General features: G+C 37.4%; 11 protein-coding genes. All 11 read left to right on the forward strand.

Translation table 11 applies throughout. The features are described 5' to 3' along the window. The first annotated feature begins 6 nt into the window (after positions 1–6). Positions 7–2304, forward strand: coding sequence for a hypothetical protein (locus tag KEM10_RS13790; protein ID WP_212216606.1), 2298 nt, complete (start codon positions 7–9; stop codon positions 2302–2304). Positions 2305–2390: 86 nt separating this feature from the next. Next, positions 2391–3779, forward strand: coding sequence for a glycosyl hydrolase (locus tag KEM10_RS13795; protein WP_212216607.1), 1389 nt, complete (start codon positions 2391–2393; stop codon positions 3777–3779). A gap of 207 nt (positions 3780–3986) precedes the next feature. After that, positions 3987–5369: a sialate O-acetylesterase gene (locus tag KEM10_RS13800; RefSeq protein WP_212216608.1), complete on the forward strand. Its 1383-nt coding sequence runs from the start codon at positions 3987–3989 to the stop codon at positions 5367–5369. 33 nt (positions 5370–5402) lie between these two features. Then, positions 5403–6605 (forward strand): AGE family epimerase/isomerase, encoded by a 1203-nt coding sequence (locus KEM10_RS13805; protein ID WP_212216609.1) that lies wholly within the window; start codon positions 5403–5405, stop codon positions 6603–6605. 80 nt (positions 6606–6685) lie between these two features. Further along, on the forward strand, positions 6686–7840 hold the full coding sequence (locus KEM10_RS13810) for a sialate O-acetylesterase (protein ID WP_244825854.1): 1155 nt from the start codon (positions 6686–6688) through the stop codon (positions 7838–7840). Positions 7841–7852: 12 nt separating this feature from the next. Then, complete coding sequence (locus KEM10_RS13815) at positions 7853–9229, forward strand: cellulase family glycosylhydrolase (protein WP_212216610.1); 1377 nt, start codon at positions 7853–7855, stop codon at positions 9227–9229. Between the two features lie 74 nt (positions 9230–9303). Further along, a complete protein-coding gene (locus KEM10_RS13820; RefSeq protein ID WP_212216611.1) occupies positions 9304–10515 on the forward strand; it encodes a glycoside hydrolase family 27 protein in 1212 nt (403 codons plus the stop codon). Positions 10516–10575: 60 nt separating this feature from the next. Then, positions 10576–12204 carry a glycoside hydrolase family 9 protein gene (locus tag KEM10_RS13825; protein WP_212216612.1) on the forward strand — a complete coding sequence of 543 codons (1629 nt, stop codon included), beginning with the start codon at positions 10576–10578 and terminating at the stop codon, positions 12202–12204. A gap of 335 nt (positions 12205–12539) precedes the next feature. Further along, entirely contained in the window at positions 12540–15701 is a 3162-nt protein-coding gene (locus KEM10_RS13830; RefSeq protein WP_244825856.1) for a SusC/RagA family TonB-linked outer membrane protein, read from the forward strand. 11 nt (positions 15702–15712) lie between these two features. After that, positions 15713–17332, forward strand: coding sequence for a RagB/SusD family nutrient uptake outer membrane protein (locus KEM10_RS13835; RefSeq protein WP_212216613.1), 1620 nt, complete (start codon positions 15713–15715; stop codon positions 17330–17332). A 22-nt stretch (positions 17333–17354) separates the two neighbouring features. Then, on the forward strand, positions 17355–19307 hold the full coding sequence (locus tag KEM10_RS13840; protein ID WP_212216614.1) for a hypothetical protein: 1953 nt from the start codon (positions 17355–17357) through the stop codon (positions 19305–19307). Positions 19308–19347 lie beyond the last annotated feature (40 nt).

The raw sequence follows: 19347 nt of genomic DNA on the forward strand, positions 1-19347 counted from the left end.
ATAAGGATGAAATTCACGACTATATTACTGGCACTGATGTATATTAGTGTTTCCGGTGTATTTCTGGTGTCGTGTGATAAAGATGATGATGAAAATACATCAACCGAAGCTAATGTCTTAAGCTATGGTCCAATGCCGGTAGCCAGAGGTGCAGAACTAAGGTTTATAGGAGAAAATCTAAATAAAATAACCAGTGTAGTTTTGCCCGAGAATATTGTAATTTCCAGTGCAAACTTTACAAGTCACACAGAAACAAGCATTAAGTTAATTGTTCCTCAGGATGCTGTTGAAGGATATGTGAAATTGACAACGGAGGATGATACATTAACAACCCAAACGATGCTGGGTTTTGATGAACCTATTTCAATTGAGGAATTATCACCTGCTTCAATCAAACCGGGTAGTGTTTTAACTATAACTGGTGATTATTTGAATTTGGTTGGAGAAGTAATTTTTGCTCAGAATGTAAGTGTTGATAGTACTCAATTTGCTTCGCAATCTAGAAAAGAACTCACACTTATCGTTCCTGCAGAGGCGCAATCGGGTACAATCGCTCTGTCTAATGCGGCTGATGATCCAATTATAATTTATTCTGAAGATGAGTTGGAAGTAGTGATACCAACACTTTCAGAAACGACTCCTAACCCTGTGAAACCAGGTGAAGATTTAACTTTTACTGGAACAGATCTTGATTTGGTAACCAGTGTTACAATGGGGGGTGAAATTGTAATTACTAAATTTGTGAGTCAGGGCACAACAGCTCTGGTAGTGACCGTCCCAACCAATACGCAAAATGGTGCAGTGAAATTGTTACTACCCTCAGGCATAGAAATTGAAGCAGGTGAGATCACATTGGTTGAACCAACTGCTGAGATTGAAGATTTGCAGGCTTCTTACGGCATTGATGAAACAGTTGTTATCGGAGGTGCTGATATAGATTTATTTACAACAGCTGCATTTACAGGTGCAGATGCTGTTCCGGTAACTCTTACTGAAGGGAAAATAAATTTAAAAGTAACTGCAGAAGCACAAAGTGGACCTATAACATTAACCACAAACAATGGCACAATTGTATCAGTTGAGGGTTTTGTAACTACAAAGCCAGTTGCCACACTACCATCCAGTGCCACACCATTGGATGAGCTTACTATCGAATCTACTTTGAGTAATCGTGTAAAAATGCTTTTGTTTGGTGAAGTTGAAGCTGAAGCTACGGATGCAGGTGATGGATTTACAGTAGTTGTTCCATTGGAGGCAGTATCAGGAAATGTTACACTAGTGATGGATAATGATGAAACTGTTGATTTGGGAAGTATGTCCATCAATGCATATACATTCTGTGCAGTAGATGAATTTGCCGAAGAAACTACTTCAATTGGAGACTTACTTAGATGTACTGTGGTCAATGGAGCAAACCTGACCGATGTTAAACTGAATGACGTTAGTACAGGATATATTCTTAATGGAAACACTCTTTTTGTTAATGTAGGGTATAATACCGGTATTCAGAAGATGACACTCGTATCAAGTGATGCAACAGAAGTTGATTACGAAGTTGAAGTAGTTGGTGCCGGACTTGTTGAAACTGTACTGTATGATATTCCTCTTGAAGTGGTAGGATGGGGAGGAGCTACTCTACCGTATATAGTTGAAGTTCCACTACCTGCCAATGCTAAAATTCGAATCAGAGTTGCACAGGCAAATTCCGAACTTCAAGTAATGGATGGTTATTGGGGAATGGGACCTAATTGGGCTATTACCGATGATGCCAAGAAAAATGTAATTAAGTTCTCTCCTGAAGAATTGAGTAAAGGTTATGTCGATGTTGATTTCTCTGTCTTCCATGATGAAAATGATAATCCATGGTGGGATGGTAAGATAATGTTTAATGCTGATGGCGTTATTGTATCTTCTATTTCTATGATTATTGACTACTCTGCACCAACAGCTATTTGGGAAGGTTCAGCGGAAGTTATTGGTTGGGGTACAGCTTTTACAACACTGACATGGGGTGGATACGATTTTAGCGGATTAAAAGTTGGGCAAACCATGTATGTATATTATACTGCAGATTCTTATGCCACAATGCGTATTGGAAATGGTAATTGGGCTGCCTTGCCTTCAACTATTGCAATAGCTAAAGAATCGGGAGATACTTCAGATGAAGGAAATATTACGATACCCGCTGGAACATCTAGTATATCATTTAAGTTAACTGCCGATGATATAAACTCTATCCAGAATAATGGTGGATTAGGTGTTTATGGAGGTGATTTTGTTGTCACTAAAGTGGCACTCAAGTAACAATAGGTTTTTCAAAACGAAAAACAAGAATTAAAATTTCAGATAGCCTTTTCATATTGAGAAGGCTATCTCTTAATTAATATTTCATGACGAGATTGTGGATAGGATTTTTAGGATTTGTATTAATGTTTACTTCTTGCAGTAATGATGAAGGTAATGGAATAGGTGCAAATCCACCCGTGTTTAAAAGTAGTATTCCTGAAAATAATGCTAAGGATGTAAGTGTATCAACGCAAATTGAAGTTAGTTTTAACGAGGTTGTTTATGTAGTGGATGATGTTGATATCACTGTAAATAATGAAGCTACAGAAGTTATTGAATCTTATACCAAGATAATAATCAATACAACTCTGGAAAAGGGAGAAGATTATGTAGTGCTTATTCCTAAAGGATCATTAATTAATATGGATGATGTACCATTGGCTGATGACATACAGTTTACTTTTTCAACAGAAGAAGGTGTTTCTATCAACATTGATGAAGATCCGGTTTGTGTTAATCCATCTACTCAGGCCGTTAACGTTTATAATTTCTTATTAGAAAACTATGGTAAAAAATCTTTGTCGGCGACCCATGCCAATGTAAATTGGAATATAAATGAGGCAGAATGGGTGAAGCAACATACCGATAAATATCCAGCCATGAACACTATGGATTATATACATATACCATATGCCTCTGAAGGGTGGATTGATTATAGCGATTTAACTGTAGTAAAGGATTGGTGGGATAATAATGGTTTGCTATGTGCTAATTGGCATTGGATTGTGCCTCCTTACGAAGGAGCTCCTCTTTCATACGATTATACATATAAACCTGAAGAAACCACATTTAAAGCTTCTAATGTTTTAGTGGAAGGAACCTGGGAAAATGAAATTGCAAAGGCAGATCTTGAAAAACTAGCCGATTACTTAAAGCTTTTACAGGAAAATGATATTCCATTGATATGGCGTCCATTTCATGAGGCAGCCGGAAATATTTATGAGTTTAATAATGGTACAGCCTGGTTTTGGTGGGGAGCCGATGGAGCTGATACGTATAAGGACTTGTGGATTTATATGTTTGAATATTTCGAATCTCGAGGGTTAAACAACTTGATTTGGGTTTGGACTACTCAAACTAAGGATAATGAGTTTTATCCGGGAGATGATTATGTGGATATTATAGGAAGGGATATATATAACAATTCAGATCCTTCAGATATAGATTTACAGTTTAATGCCATTCAGGATACCTATCCGAATAAAATGGTTACTCTAAGTGAGATGGGAAATATTTCTAAGCTGTCAGACCAATGGAATGTGGGTGCTAAATGGTCATATTTTATGCCTTGGTATGATTATGATCGTACCAATGATATGAATAGTGATAATTTTACTGGTACAACACATGAACATGCAGATGCCAATTGGTGGATTGATGCAATGAATCAATCATATGTTATTACTCGTGATCAAATGCCTGACTTAAAATAATGAATAAAATATAATTGAATGCTATCTGCTATGCTTAGTAGGTAGCATTTTTATTTATTGGCATGATAAAAAATCATTTAATAATGACTAAATCATACTTGCGGGTTGATAAGTCTAAAGTTAGTTTTGTATAGAATGGTTTGTTTGAAAAATCTTTAGGATTTTAAACCTTTTTCAAACTGTTAAGTGGATATTAAATCAATCAAAATGAAACAAATTCAACGAGTGTTTGCAGCTGTTCTGTCTGCGTTATTTACAACAACCTTATTTGCCAATATATCAGTTCCAGCTGTTTTTGCTGATCATATGGTGCTTCAACAACAAAGCAACATTAAATTATGGGGATGGGGTAAACCTTTGGAAAAAGTTAAGGTAACTGTAGGTTGGAATGTAGATACTTTAAATACTGTAGTTGATAATCAAGGACATTGGATGGTTGAGATTCAAACGCCTGAAGCAGGTGGTCCATACGAGATTAAAATGCAGGGATATAATGAGGTTATTCTAAAAGATATAATGATTGGTGAGGTTTGGTTGCTATCCGGTCAATCTAATATGGAATGGACTACCAGAGGCGGCATAACAACTAAAGAAGATGCTATTAAAGAAGCTGACTTACCTAATATTCGTCTTTTTACCGTTACACCTCGTACAGCACTTGCACCAACACATGATGTGAGCGGTGAATGGGCAATTTGTACTCCGGAAACGATGCTTGATTTCAGTTCTGTGGGATATTATTTTGGTAAAATTCTTAACAAGAATCTGGATGTACCAATCGGTTTAGTATGTTCCAGCTGGGGTGGAACCCCTGCTGAAGTCTGGATGTCGGAAGATGTTATTAATTCTGATCCTTATTTATTAAAGTCAGCACAATCGTTAGAGCCTGTTCCATGGGGGCCTGTGGAACCGGGCAGAGCCTATAATGCAATGATTGCTCCAATGATTCCTTTTAATTTTGCCGGTGTGCTTTGGTATCAGGGAGAGGCTAATACTGCAAATCCAGCTACTTATACCGAGATGCTGCAGATGTTGATTAAATCATGGCGTAACGATTTTGATAAAGATCTACCTTTCTACTTTGCTCAAATAGCTCCATGGAAAGATTATGGTGGAACAACCGGAGTTGAAATTAGGGAAGCTCAGCGAAGAGCTTTAAGCCTTGATAATACAGGAATGATTGTGACTAGCGACATTGGTGATACCGTTGATATTCATCCTCGTAATAAGAAAGATGTTGGAATACGTTTTGCCAATCTGGCATTACATAAAACTTACGGTAAAACCGATTTACCTGTTTTTGGACCATTGTATTCATCATACGAAGTTAAAGGGAAAAAAGTAACTGTGTTGTTCGATCATGCTGATGGTTTAAATGTAAAAGGAGATGCTTTATCGCTCTTCGAGATTAAGGATGAAGAAGGGAATTGGCATACAGCCAAAGCAAAGGTTAGAAAAAACACCATTGTATTGAGTAGCATTGTAAAATCTCCACAGGCAGTGCGTTTTGCCTGGAGTAATGCTGCTACGCCCGGTTTATTTAATAGTGATGGATTACCGGCCTCATGTTTTAATTCAGATATTAAATAATCTGCAATCTATTTAGTTTACAACAAAGACAAAATGAAAACAGACAAAATAGCTAAACTGATCTCAGAACAGGATCAGGAGTTGAAAGAGGTACTTCAGTTTTGGGCAGATAAATCAATAGATGATGTTAATGGTGGCTTTATCGGTGAAACAAACCGTGAGGGAGTTCAGGTTGAAGATGCTGATAAAGGTGCGGTTTTAAACGCTCGTTTATTGTGGACTTATTCAGCAGCTTACAATTATAGCAAGGATACCAAATACCTTGAGTTAGCAGACAGAGCTTACGATTATTTGATGGAGTATTTCAAAGATCAGAAGTTTGGAGGTTTGTATTGGGCTGTTGATAATAACGGAAAAGTTGCTAATCGTCGTAAACAGGCATACGCTCAGGGGTTTGGAATCTATGGTTTGTCGGAATATTATCGTGCATCAGGTAAAAAAGAAAGCCTGGATGAAGCGATTGTTCTCTATCATCTGATTGAAAAGCATTTTAAAGATGATAAGTTCGGGGGATATATTGAAGCACTGGATAATGATTGGTCGCCCTTGGAAGATATGCGATTAAGTGCTAAGGATGCAAATGAGCCCAAATCGATGAATACACATCTTCATATCATCGAGCCTTATACAAATCTTTACAGAGTATGGCCAGATACGGTATTGAAAACTAAAATTCAACATTTGCTGGAAGTTTTTCGCGATCATATCATTGATCAGCAAACAGCGCATTTCAATTTGTTCTTTGATATGGATTGGACAGTTAAGTCCGAGATTGTTTCATATGGTCATGATATTGAAGGAGCCTGGTTACTAACCGAGGCGGCTCATGAAATAAAGGATGATGAGTTGCTAATTCAAATGAAAGAAATTGGAAAACGAATGGTAGATGTTACCATCAATGAAGGAATGGATAATGATGGTAGCATTTTCTATGAAAAAGAAAATGGTCATTTAGATACTGATAAGCACTGGTGGCCGCAGGCAGAAGCTATGGTAGGTTTGATGGATGTATATCAAAATACCGGTGATGAAGCATACATGGAAGCAATGACTAAAGTATGGACTTTCATTAAAAACAATGTGAAAGATAGTGAGTGTGGTGAGTGGTTTGGAAAGGTTCATTTGAATGGGAATCCGGATGTTGAAGAATGTAAAATTGGGTTTTGGAAATGTCCTTACCATAATTCCAGGGCTTTAATAGAGGTTATCAATCGATTGAAGATGTTAGATAAATAATTATTTGTGTTTTAAGCTCAATAACAATAGGTTGACATTTTTTTTAGTGATTTATCTAATAGTAAAATAAGGAGTAGTATATGAAAATAATTAACATTTTTACTTTTATTCTTTTGCAGTCGCTTTTTTGCATTGCTTGTTCAAAAGGGCAAGAAGAGGCGCCTAAACCTGCTCCTGAGTTCAGAGCAAGTATTCCAGAAAACAATGCACAAAATGTTGAGCTTTCAACTGAAATTGTGGTCACTTTTAATGAGGTAGTAAAACTTACACCTAATCATGGAATCACTATTAATAATAAAGCAACAGATGTTGAGGAATCATATACAAAACTGATGGTTAAAGCCCAATTGGATAATAATTCCACATATACAGTAAATATTCCTTCAGGAGCTGTAATAAATACCTCGGGCATTGAATTAAAGGAAGAAATTGAATTTAGCTTTTCTACTAAAGAAAAGATTGAACATGAAAAAGATCCCAACTTTCATATTTACTTGTGTTTTGGCCAGTCTAATATGGAAGGGCAAGGCGCTATTGAATCTCAGGACAAAACTGTTAATGAGCGTTTTCAGGTGATGCAAGCTTTAGATTGCTCCGAATTAGGAACAAAGGGCGAGTGGCGTGTTGCTGTACCTCCTCTTTGTCAATGCGCATCAGGTTTGTCGCCTGCCGATTATTTTGGTAGGACACTTATCGATAATCTTCCTACCGACGTTACTGTAGGCGTTATTAATGTAGCTATTGGTGGATGTGATATTCGATTATTCGATAAAGATATCTATCAGGATTATACCAATACGTATACAGAAAGCTGGTTTCAGGATAAAATAGCAGCTTATGAAGGTAATCCATATCAGTACTTGATCAATCTGGCAAAATTAGCTCAAGAAGACGGTGTGATTAAAGGCATTTTGTTGCATCAGGGTGAAACCAATACGGGCGACGATCAATGGCCTTTGTACGTAAAAAAAATATATGAGGATATGCTTGATGATTTAACTCTCAGTGCTGATGATGTGCCTATATTGGCCGGTGAAGTATTTGCCGGAGAGGAGAATTGTTGTAGTAGTATGAATGACATTATTAATACTTTGCCTGAATATGTGCCAACGGCTCATATTATTTCATCCGAAGGATGCCCTGGTCAGGATAATGCACATTTTAACTCGGCCGGGTATCGTTTATTAGGTGAGAGATACGCTGAAATGATGCTTTCGTTATTAGGTATTGAATAAAAACATGCAGCCATGAAAACAATCTATATTTGGACGTTGGTTTTAGCGCAATTTCTTTTATTTACTGCATGTTCAAAGGGGCAGAAAGAGGAACCAAAACCAGTTCCTGTATTTAAATCAAGTATTCCAGAGAATAATGCTCAAGATGTAGAATTATCAACTGAAATTGTATTCACTTTTAGTGAGGTGGTAAAACTTGTAGCAGATCATGGAATAACTATAAATGGCGAACCGATTGATATTGAGGAAGCTTATACTAAATTAATATTTACCGCTGAACTAGTGCATGGTACAATATATGAGATTGTTATTCCTAAAGGTGCTCTTGTTAATACTTCCGGAATTTTATTGGCCGATGAAGTTAAAGTTTCTTTTACAACTATTGAGGCTCCGGTAATTGATGATGAGGCTATGAAATTTGTAGCTAATATGGGTGTGGGGTGGAATTTAGGAAATACTCTTGATGCCAAAGGTTTGGATGAAACGGTTTGGGGCAATCCGTATACCTCAAAAGAGATGATAGATGCCATTAAAGCTAAAGGATTTCAAACACTCAGGGTTCCTGTTACCTGGCAATATCACATAGGTGATGCTCCGGATTACCTTATTGAAGAGGAATGGTTAGATAGGGTAGAAGAAATTGTTAATTATGGTTTGGATAATGAGATGCATGTTATTGTCAATATTCATCACGACGAAGAATGGATTATACCTACCTATGCTGAGGCTGATATTGTAAAAGATCAATTAGGAAAAGTGTGGACTCAAATAGCCACACGATTTAAAGCGTATGATAAGCACTTATTATTCGAAACACTAAATGAGCCGCGGTTAAAAGGATCAGCTAACGAATGGAGTGGAGGTAGTGCAGAGGGGCGCGATTGTCTTAATCAGTTTCACCAGGTAGCCGTGGAGGCCATTCGCAATACAGGTGAGAATAATACTGATCGTTATATTATGATTTCTACTTATGCTGCATCAGCTACCACAATTGCTATGGATGGATTAAAGTTACCATTATCATCAAATCTGATTGTCTCAATTCATAATTACTATCCTTACGAATTATGCCTGGGAGAAAATGGTAAAGACTGGGGGACAGATGCCGATAAAGAGGCTTTGGATAATGAATTTGATCGAATCTATAACAAATTTATTGCTAATGGAACAGCTGTCGTTCTGGGAGAATGGGGTAATTTAAATCATGATAATTTGGAAGACAGGATCCGACATGCGCAATACTATGCCGAAGGTTGTATTCAACGGGGTATTTGTCCTATTTGGTGGGATAATGGTAATAGTAATGAGTTTGGAATCTTTGATCGTAGAAACATTGAGTGGTTTCAACCTGAGATAGCGGATGCAATTACTCAATCTGTGAAAGAATAATTTAAATAGGTTTATTGAAAACAGTTTAAGAAAGAGATATACAGAATCTCTAATTAAAACTAAAATTAATCAGAATGAAGAAGCAAATAACTTTTGTGGCATTATTGATCTTGAGTATTTCACTTAATGCTCAAAAAGCAGAAAACCTTGCCTTAACACCTCCTATGGGATGGAATAGTTGGAATACTTTTGGAACCGACATTAATGAGCAATTGGTAAAAGATATTGCCGATGCCTTTGTTGATTTAGGTTTAAAAGATGCCGGATATGATTACTTAGTGTTAGATGACGGCTGGATGGCAAGAGAGCGTGATGAGAATTACAATCTGGTTCCCGATCCCAAAAAGTTTCCTAATGGAATGAAGGCTGTTGTGGATTATGTGCACAGCAAAGGTTTAAAATTTGGTATTTACAACTGTGCAGGAGCAACAACATGTGCTGGTTATCCTGGTAGTCGTGGTTTTGAGTTTCAGGATGCTAAGTTATATGCCGAATGGGGTGTTGATTTTTTGAAATATGACTGGTGTGATACTGAAAATTTAAATGCTAAAGGTGCTTATCAAACCATGCGAGATGCCATACATGCTACTGGTCGTCCTATTCTATTCAGTATTTGCGAATGGGGTGATAACGATCCATGGAAATGGGGCGAAGAAATGGGGCACATGTGGCGTGTTACCGGCGATATTATCAATTGCTGGGATTGTAAGGTTGGCCATGGAACCTGGTCGTCATTAGGTGTTTGGCCTATCATCAAATTACGTAAAGATATTCGTAAATATACCGGACCTGGCCATTGGAACGATTTTGATATGATGGAAGTAGGTAATGGCATGACAGCTGCTGAAGATCGTGTACATTTTGCTATGTGGGTAATGCTATCTTCGCCATTGATTATGGGTAATGATTTGCGTTCAGCTTCTAAAGAAACCATCGAAATATTAACCAACAAGGAAGTTATTGCCGTTAATCAAGATAAATTGGGTGTGCAGGCTTATTGTCATTCCGATGAAGGTAAAATTGAAATGTGGGCTAAGCCAATGGCTGATGGAGAATGGGCTTTTGCAATAGTTAACATGACTGAAGAGCCTGTAGAAATCAATCACAATTGGTCATGGCATCCGGTAAAAGATGATTTGTCGGGAAGAGAATTAGCAGTTGATCGCATTGAATACACTATCAGAGATCTTTATAATCATAAGGATTTAGTAACTACTAAAAAGAGTCTGAAATCTACTATCCAAGGACATGATGTGTTGATGATCAGACTAACACCAAAGAAATAATTTACAATTGCAGCCTGTATCAAAAATCAGATGCAGGCTGTTCCCTTAAATTCCAGCCCTATGAAAATCACTTTCCTTAATTTACTTCTTATCATTTCTATTGCGTCTTGTGCGCAAAAAACAAGCATAAAAGTCAATTCATTAGGATTTAGGCCTAATGATGCGAAGATTGCAAGCGTTACTCAACCTGCTGCATCAACCTTCTCGATAGTATATAATCAAACCCAAGAAATCGTTATCGAAGGAAACATTAATCAACCTGTTTATCAGTCTGATGTTAATGAGAAAGTGGCGAGAATAAATTTCACAAAACTAAAACAACCCGGAAAATATTACATCAAAGTAGGAGATGTTAAGTCTTCTGTTTTCGAAATCAGTGAAGATGTTTACAAATCTTCATTATACACCTCAATGCGTGCTATGTATTTATGGCGATGTGGTGAAGCTGTTGAAGGTGAACATAACGGGCAAATGTATAAACATGCAGCATGTCATACTGATGATGGCTATATCGCATATGAAGATGGCAAAGAGCAAAAAAAAGATGGAGTAGGTGGCTGGCATGATGCAGGTGATTATGGAAAATACACAGTTAATGCCGGTGTTACCGTTGGTGCATTATTTTTAACCTGGGAGCATTTTAATGATAAGTTGTCAAATCTAGATCTGCAATTACCTTCTGATGAAAGCAATGCTCACTTTCCGGATTTTCTAAAAGAAATAAAGTACGAGATAGATTGGTTGTTTAAGATGCAATACACCGATGGATCGGGCCGAGTATCTCATAAACTAACTCGTAAGAATTTCTCAGGTTTCATTATGCCTGAAGAAGATAACGAAAAACGATATTTTACCACATGGAGTTCTGCTGCTACGGCTGATTTTGTTGCAATGATGGCAATGGCATCGCGTAATTTCAGGCAATATGATGAAACATATGCTGATAGTTGTCTGGCTGCAGCTAAAGTAAGCTATCAGTGTCTATTAGAACATCCAATGCATGTTAAATTCGAACAAGGCGAATTCTCTACCGGAGGGTACCAAACCGATGATTCTGATGATAGATTATGGGCTGCATCAGAAATGTGGCTGGCTACCGGTGAAAAGCAATACCTTGATGATTTCGAACAGCGTTTATCAGCCATAGAAAATCCTGTTGAATTAAATTGGGATTGGGGTAATGTTGGCAATCTGGGTGTTTTCGGGTATGTGTTACATGCTGATGAAGCTCAAAACGAGGAATTATACAGAAAAGTGAAAGAGGCTGTTATTTCAATTGCAGATGCAATTGTAAGCAATACTCAACAAGATGTGTATGGCCGACCAATGGATAAATACTTCTGGGGATGCAATGGTACAGTCGCTCGTCAGTCTATTAATTTAAGTGTGGCTAATCTTCTTAAACCAGATAAGAAATACATAGATGCAACAGTTAGCATTGTAGGTCACTTGTTTGGTTGTAATTATTATGGTAGGTCGTTTGTTACCGGTTTAGGAGTAAATCCACCTATGTTTCCACATTCCCGTAGAAGTGCCGCTGATTCAATTGAAGCTCCATGGCCGGGTTATATTGTTGGTGGAGGGCACACAGCTACCGATTGGGTAGATAAAGAGGCTAGTTATAGTCATAACGAAATTGCCATAAACTGGCAGGCCGGTTTGGTATATTTGCTAGCATCAGTCAATTAATATAATTGAACGGATTTGAAAGTTTATTGCGAATTTTTCGATTGAAGGGTTTAATCCCTGTTCTCTCTTCTATCCTGTACTTAAGATTTGGATGCTAATTGTGAAAAAATGTTATTGAATTAGGTTGGCTTTATAAATATCAGATAATAAATGCTTTGCGTATTATATTGTATTGATGCTTGTTAACTAATTGTGTACACATACATTACAAAATAGCCATTGGAGTTATCATTTGAACATATATCATTAACAAAAATTTACATGTTCGCATCCGGCATACTATACATTTGGCTTCGATAATTAAAAATCAAGTTTTAATTAAATCTGAATCAATCATGATTAAAAAAGCCAAAAATCTGATTCCGGTTTTTGCTATACCAAAACAATGGTTAGTACTTACAGGAATTGTTTTAATGATGCTATCAAGTACGATAGCTTATGGGCAGGAAACACAAACCATTACGGGTACAGTGCTTTCTGAATCAGATAATACCCCTATACCTGGAACAAATGTTTTTGTAAAAGGTACTACACGTGGGGTAATTACAGATATGGATGGAAATTATTCTATTCAGGCATCGAGCAATGAGACATTAGTATTCTCATTTATTGGATTTCAAACTCAGGAAATCCTCGTTTCAAATCAAGTTTCATTAAATGTATCTCTTGTAGAAGAAGTATCTGAATTTGATGAGGTAGTTGTTGTTGGATACGGTGTTCAACAAAAGAAGCTGGTTACCGGAGCTACTGTTCAGGTAAAAGGTGATGACGTAGCCAAACAGAGTACAACAAGTGCGTTAGAAGGATTGCAGGGGCAAACTGCAGGTGTGCAAATTACCTCTACTTCTGGCCAACCTGGTGAGGGCATGAGTGTAAAAATTCGTGGTGTAGGTACTATTGGTAACTCAGGTCCTTTATATGTGGTTGATGGGGTGCAAACTGGTGATATCTCATATTTGAACAATGCCGATATCGAAAGTATCGATATTTTAAAAGATGCTGCATCTGCTGCCATCTATGGTTCGCAGGCGGCTAACGGAGTAGTGTTAATAACAACCAAAACAGGTAAGTCCGGTAAGATGAATGTGAATTTGGATGCTTATTATGGTGTTCAGAATCCTACACGTCAAATTAGTATGCTTAACAGTAAAGAGTATGCTGTTATAATGAATGAATCTGCGATCAATTCTGGTAAACTTCCTTATTTTTCTCAAGAGGAGATTATTGCAATGGGTGAAGGTACTGACTGGCTAGATCAAATGGCTTATCCAAATGCAGTTACCCAAAACTATTCGTTAGGTTTGAATGGTGGTAACGACATGTCTGTTTATTCAATGTCGTTGTCATACACTGGTCAGGAAGGTATTATTGGAGGTCCCGAAGTTTCAGATTATAATAGATATGTATTCCGTGTTAATTCAGAACATAAATTATTTGATGATATTGTTACAGTTGGTCAGCATTTGACATTTAGTTATGTTGATAATAATGGTATTTCTGTTGGTAACCAGTATAATAACTCGTTAAGAGGTGCTTTTAATACTAGTCCGTTTTTACCTGTATATGACGATGATGGTAATTATTTGAATAATACTGCCGGTGCAGGAGTAATGTATCAGGGAGAAGAATGGGTGCCATGGGCTGATGGAGAAAGTAATCCATATGCGTCTATGATGCTTAATAACCAAAATGTTAGCAATAACCAAAAACTATTTGGTGATGTTTACATGGAAATTAGTCCAATTAAAAATTTAAAAGTTCGTACTCGTTTGGGTGTTGATTTTTACACAAGCGAATATCGTTCTTACTCTCCTCAGTACCAATTGTCAATATATGCTCAACGCTTATTTGATTCGGCAAGTCAGAGTTTTGGTAAAGGTTTAGCTCTAACATGGGATAATTATGCTACTTATGATTTTAAAATAGCAGATCATGCTTTTACCACAATGGTGGGTACATCAGCTTATACTAATTCTGGTTCATGGCTTAATGCTTCTAATGCTGATTTAACAATTGGAGATTTAGATCATGCCTGGATTGATAATACTACCAATCAGGATTTGACGCGTTTGTCTATTGGAGGGGCACCTTATGATGAGTCAATGTTACTTTCATACTTTGGTCGTTTAAGCTATAATTATAAAGAGCGTTACATGTTGAATGCTACTTTCAGAGCTGATGGATCATCTCGATTTGCAAAAGATAACCGCTGGGGATATTTCCCTTCTGTATCAGCAGGATGGGTGGTAACCAACGAAACGTTTGCAGAAGGACAAGACTGGGTTGACTTCTTTAAATTGCGTGGTAGTTGGGGACAAGTAGGTAACCAAAATATTGCTGCATGGCAGTATTTAGCTCCTATCAGTACAGGTGATGCTAATTACTATTTCGGATCAGCTGATTTTGATGCTTCCGGAAACACCATTGGATCTTATCCAAGCCGTTTAGGTAATCCTGAAATTATTTGGGAAACATCAGAGCAATTAAACATTGGTTTTGACGCCCGCTTTTTAGATGCTCGTTTAGGGGTAAACTTCGATTGGTACGAAAAGCAAACAAAAGACTGGTTGCTTGAAGCTCCAGGGTATGCAACAGATGGTGCGAATCCTCCTTATTTTAATGGTGGTAAAGTAACTAATACCGGGATTGAATTAGTTCTATCCTGGAATGATAATATAGGAGATTTCAAATATTTCATTTCTGCTAATGTTGCTAAAAATAAAAATGATGTTACAGAGGTACCTACCGACGATGGTATAGTTCCTGGTTTGGCTAATCAATTATACGACAATGCTGGTATTTTCTATAGAAGAGCAGAAACAGGTATGCCAATTGGTTATTTCTGGGGATGGTCAACAGATGGAGTATTCCAGAATGAAGATCAGGTTAGAAATTATACCGATACAGAAGGTAATATGATTCAGCCGAATGCTAAACCGGGCGATTTAATCTATGTTGATCGCAATGGAGACGGTGTAATTGATGATGATGATAAACACATGATTGGCGATCCAAATCCTGACTTTACCTATGGTTTTAATGTTGGGTTTAGCTATAAAGGATTTGATTTTTCAGTTTTAGCTAATGGTGTTGCCGGTAATCAAATTGTGCAATCATATCGTAATCATGCAAATTCGTATGCTAATTATACCACTGCTATTTTAGGTCGCTGGCATGGAGAAGGAACATCTAATTCAATGCCTCGTGTTACAGAAACTAATGTAAACTGGCAGTTTTCTGATATTTACGTTCAGGACGGTGACTTCCTTCGCATAAGTAATATCACTTTAGGGTACGACTTTTCACGAATCATTGATAAAGGTTTATTCAAGCAGGTTCGTTTGTACGCTACTGCACAAAATGCATTCACCTTCACAAAATATGATGGAATGGATCCAGAAGTTGGATACGGTTTGGAGAATGGTTCTGCTGGAGTAGATTTAGGTTTCTACCCACGTCCTAAGACTTATTTAATGGGTGTAAATATTAAATTTTAAATCAAGGAGAAATGAAAAGATTTTCGATATATATAATGGCGTTAAGTGCTCTTCTGTTTTCGAGCTGTTCAGATTTCCTGGATAGTGAGCCAATAACAGAAATCACTGAAGAAAATTTCTACAGAACAAAGGCCGATGCAGAACAAGCCATTGTAGGGTGCTACGATGGAGTGCAAGCATTGTATGCATACGGCATTGCCTTTCCAGTTTTGTCAGAAGTAGTATCTGATAATTGCTTCGGAGGAGTTGGAAATACCGATGGATACAACTATCAGGTATTAGATGAATTTGATATTAATACATCTGCCGGAGAAGTTGATATCTTAAATGATACTTGGATTGGGTATTATAAGGCTATATATCGCATGAACATGTTATTATCAAAAATGGAGCAAATAGACTGGGAAGGCGATGAAGAATATAAAACGAATATTGAAGCACAAGCTCGTTTTTTAAGAGCTTATTGTTACTTCGATATGGTTCGTTTATGGGAACGAGTTCCATTGTTGACAGAACCAATGAGTGGAAATATACCACAAAGCCCGGCTGACAGCACATATAAAGTGATTGCAGAAGATTTGAAATATGTTGCTGAATATGGCTCAGATATAGTAGAAGCCGGACGAGTAAATCAATATGCAGGTAAAGCTTTGCTCGGGCGTGTATTTCTGTTTTATACCGGTTATTATGAAAAAGATAATTTGGTAGGTGTTGTTGATAAAGACTATGTGTTAGCTGGTTTGGAAGATGTTGTTGGAAACTCGAGTTATGGCTTGGTAGATGAATATAAAAACCTCTGGCCTGCTGCCTCGTCTGAAGTTAATGAGGCAGGCGATGGTTTAGAAACCACCTATGCTGGTAAAGATAATATGGAAACTATTTTTGCGATTAAATATAACATTACATCAGATTATAATGGAAATACCGATGGTAATCATTGGTTGGTAATGTTAGGTCTTCGCGATGCTTCTTCAACTTTATATCCTCCTTATGGACAGGGGTGGGGAGCATGTACAGTACTACCTGAATTATTTACTTCTTATGCAGAAGGAGATCTTCGTCGTGATGCTTCTATTATTTCAATTAATGGTGAAGGTCTTGAATTTGATAACGGAGGACAAAGAGAATTTACAGGGTATACCAATAAAAAGTATACTCCAATGGCCAGTCCTTATGTTGATGATGATGGAAGTATCCAGGTTGGTCAATTGCCTGTTATACATGGAGGTACTAATTTTATGATTGGTCAGTTTCAGGATTATGTAGTAATGCGTTATGCCGATGTTTTATTAATGGCAGCAGAATTAGGTAGTGCCAATGCCGATAATTATTTAAATCAGGTTCGAAGCCGTGCCGGACTTACAGCTGTATCAGCAACTCAATCTAATATAATGAGAGAGAGACGCTATGAATTTGCCTTTGAAGGTATTCGTTATTGGGATTTGTTACGTCAGGGAGTAAATACAGCAGCTGATGTAATCAGCATTGACACAAAAGTTCAAAACGGAGGCGTTGAAACAAGTAAAGTTATTCTTGAAAGCAAGATTGTTGAATGTAAAGGGTTACAGCAGATACCACAATATCAGATTACCCGATCAAGTGGAGTTTTAACTCAGAATGCTGGATGGTAATAATCGATAAAAATTCTAAATCATGAAAAGATTTATAAATTACATATTAGCAGCCTTTTTGGGGATATTGGTAGTATTTAATGCCTGTACTCCGGAAACGCTAGAATTGGGTGAAGTAATTTCGAAGGATGATTTGAAATACATAATCACTCAAAACGAAGAGGATCCGAATATGGTGATATTGGAAAGCCTGACACCTGGAGTTACACCACATTGGATTACTCCTTTAGGAAGGTCAACTCGTGTTATTGATACCGTTAAATTAGCTTTCCCGGATGAATATACATTTGCCTATGGAGTGCAGTCTCCAGGTGGATATATCCAAGCTGATGATGAAGTTGTAAACATTACAACCACCAACTTTGATTACATAAATGATCCACTTTGGGAGCTAATCTCAGGTGGTGTAGGTAATAGTAAAACATGGTATTTAGATTTAGATGCTGATGGACTGAGTCGTTATTTTGCCGGACCACTCTATTTTTATGGAACCGACAATGGCTGGTTAGGAGAATGTTATGGTGAAGACTGTTGGAATTGGAATCCTGATTATCCAGGGAACTCATGGCTAATGGATGCTGGAGACTATGGATCAATAACATTTGATTTACAAGGAAATGCTAATGTACATGCAGAACATTTAATGTTAGGTAGAGAAGAAGTTGGAACATACTTTCTTGATGCTGATGCAAAAACACTTAAGATGTATGATGCAGGTCCATTGCATGATGCAGGACGTGATGGTCAGGTTATTGATTGGGGTGATTTAAAAATATTATCCTTAACAGAAGACTATATGCAATTAGCAGCATTGCGTGATGAAGCATTATCTGGAGAAGGTCCTTGTTTATTGGTTTATAATTTTATCTCAAAAGATTATTTTGATAACTGGGTACCTGAAGATACGCCTGATCCAGAACCTGAGTTGCCAGATGGTTGGGAAAACGATATCTCATCAACAACTAATTCAACTATTAAGTGGGTATTGTCACCCGAAACTCCATTTAACTGGGCTAATCTGGATGGTTCTTTAATGAATACAGGTTGGGTGTCGCCTGATACCTATGCAGACTGGACAGGTATGAATGCTGATGTACCCGAAACGTATGCTGATTTTTCGTTAACTATGAATTCTCAGGATAATTCGATTGCCATGGTGTTGCCTGATGGAACAGAGTCAAGTGGTACTTATGAGTTAGATGAAAAAGGTATATATACTTTTACAGGAGTAACTCCTTTCTTTACTATCTGCAATGGATGGGTTAACTTATATACAACTAATGAAAATCAGTGGAGAATTCTTTCTATTGAGAAAGGTGCAACAGGCGCTGTAACAGGTATGTGGGTTGGTGCGTTATCAACAGACAAGCCTGAATATATGTGTTGGAAGTTAGTTCCTGAGGTTGCCGGTGGTGATGATGCTTTGGCTAATATTAAAAATATCCTTACTGCCAATACCTGGAAATTAGATTCTGATAGAACCTATGAGAAAGAATATAGCTGGGGATGGGAACAAGGTCCTGTCATCTTCTCCGATTTTGCAACCTGGTCATGGAATCCTCTTCCTGGAGAGCAATATGCAGCAGGTGAAGCAGGAGTTGATTATGGAAGTATGAAGTTTGATATGAATGGTACCGTTACAGTACAGCAACGTAGAAGAATTTATACTTACGTTGATGAAGTTTCAGGTGAAACTTTAGAAAGGCATGGTGATCCACAGGAAGGAGATGTTTTGGAGACAGAGGATGTTGTAGACTTGACTGGTTCATGGAGTATTGACTTAGATAATGGTAAATTACTAATGACTGTAGGAGTCGTTCACCCTTGGACATGCGATTATTATGTGCTGAATTGGGGTGATATTGATATTCATCGAATTGAAGATGGAGCTCTGTTACTTAAAGTAATGAGAGATGCAGATCGCTCAGGTGAAGATGCATTTGCTATGACATATGTTTTTGTTCCTGGAGAATAAAATAAAAGATAATGTGTACTTGAATCCCCGCCCTAATGGG

The organism is Carboxylicivirga linearis (assembly GCF_018271995.1).
GTDB lineage: Bacteria > Bacteroidota > Bacteroidia > Bacteroidales > Marinilabiliaceae > Carboxylicivirga > Carboxylicivirga linearis.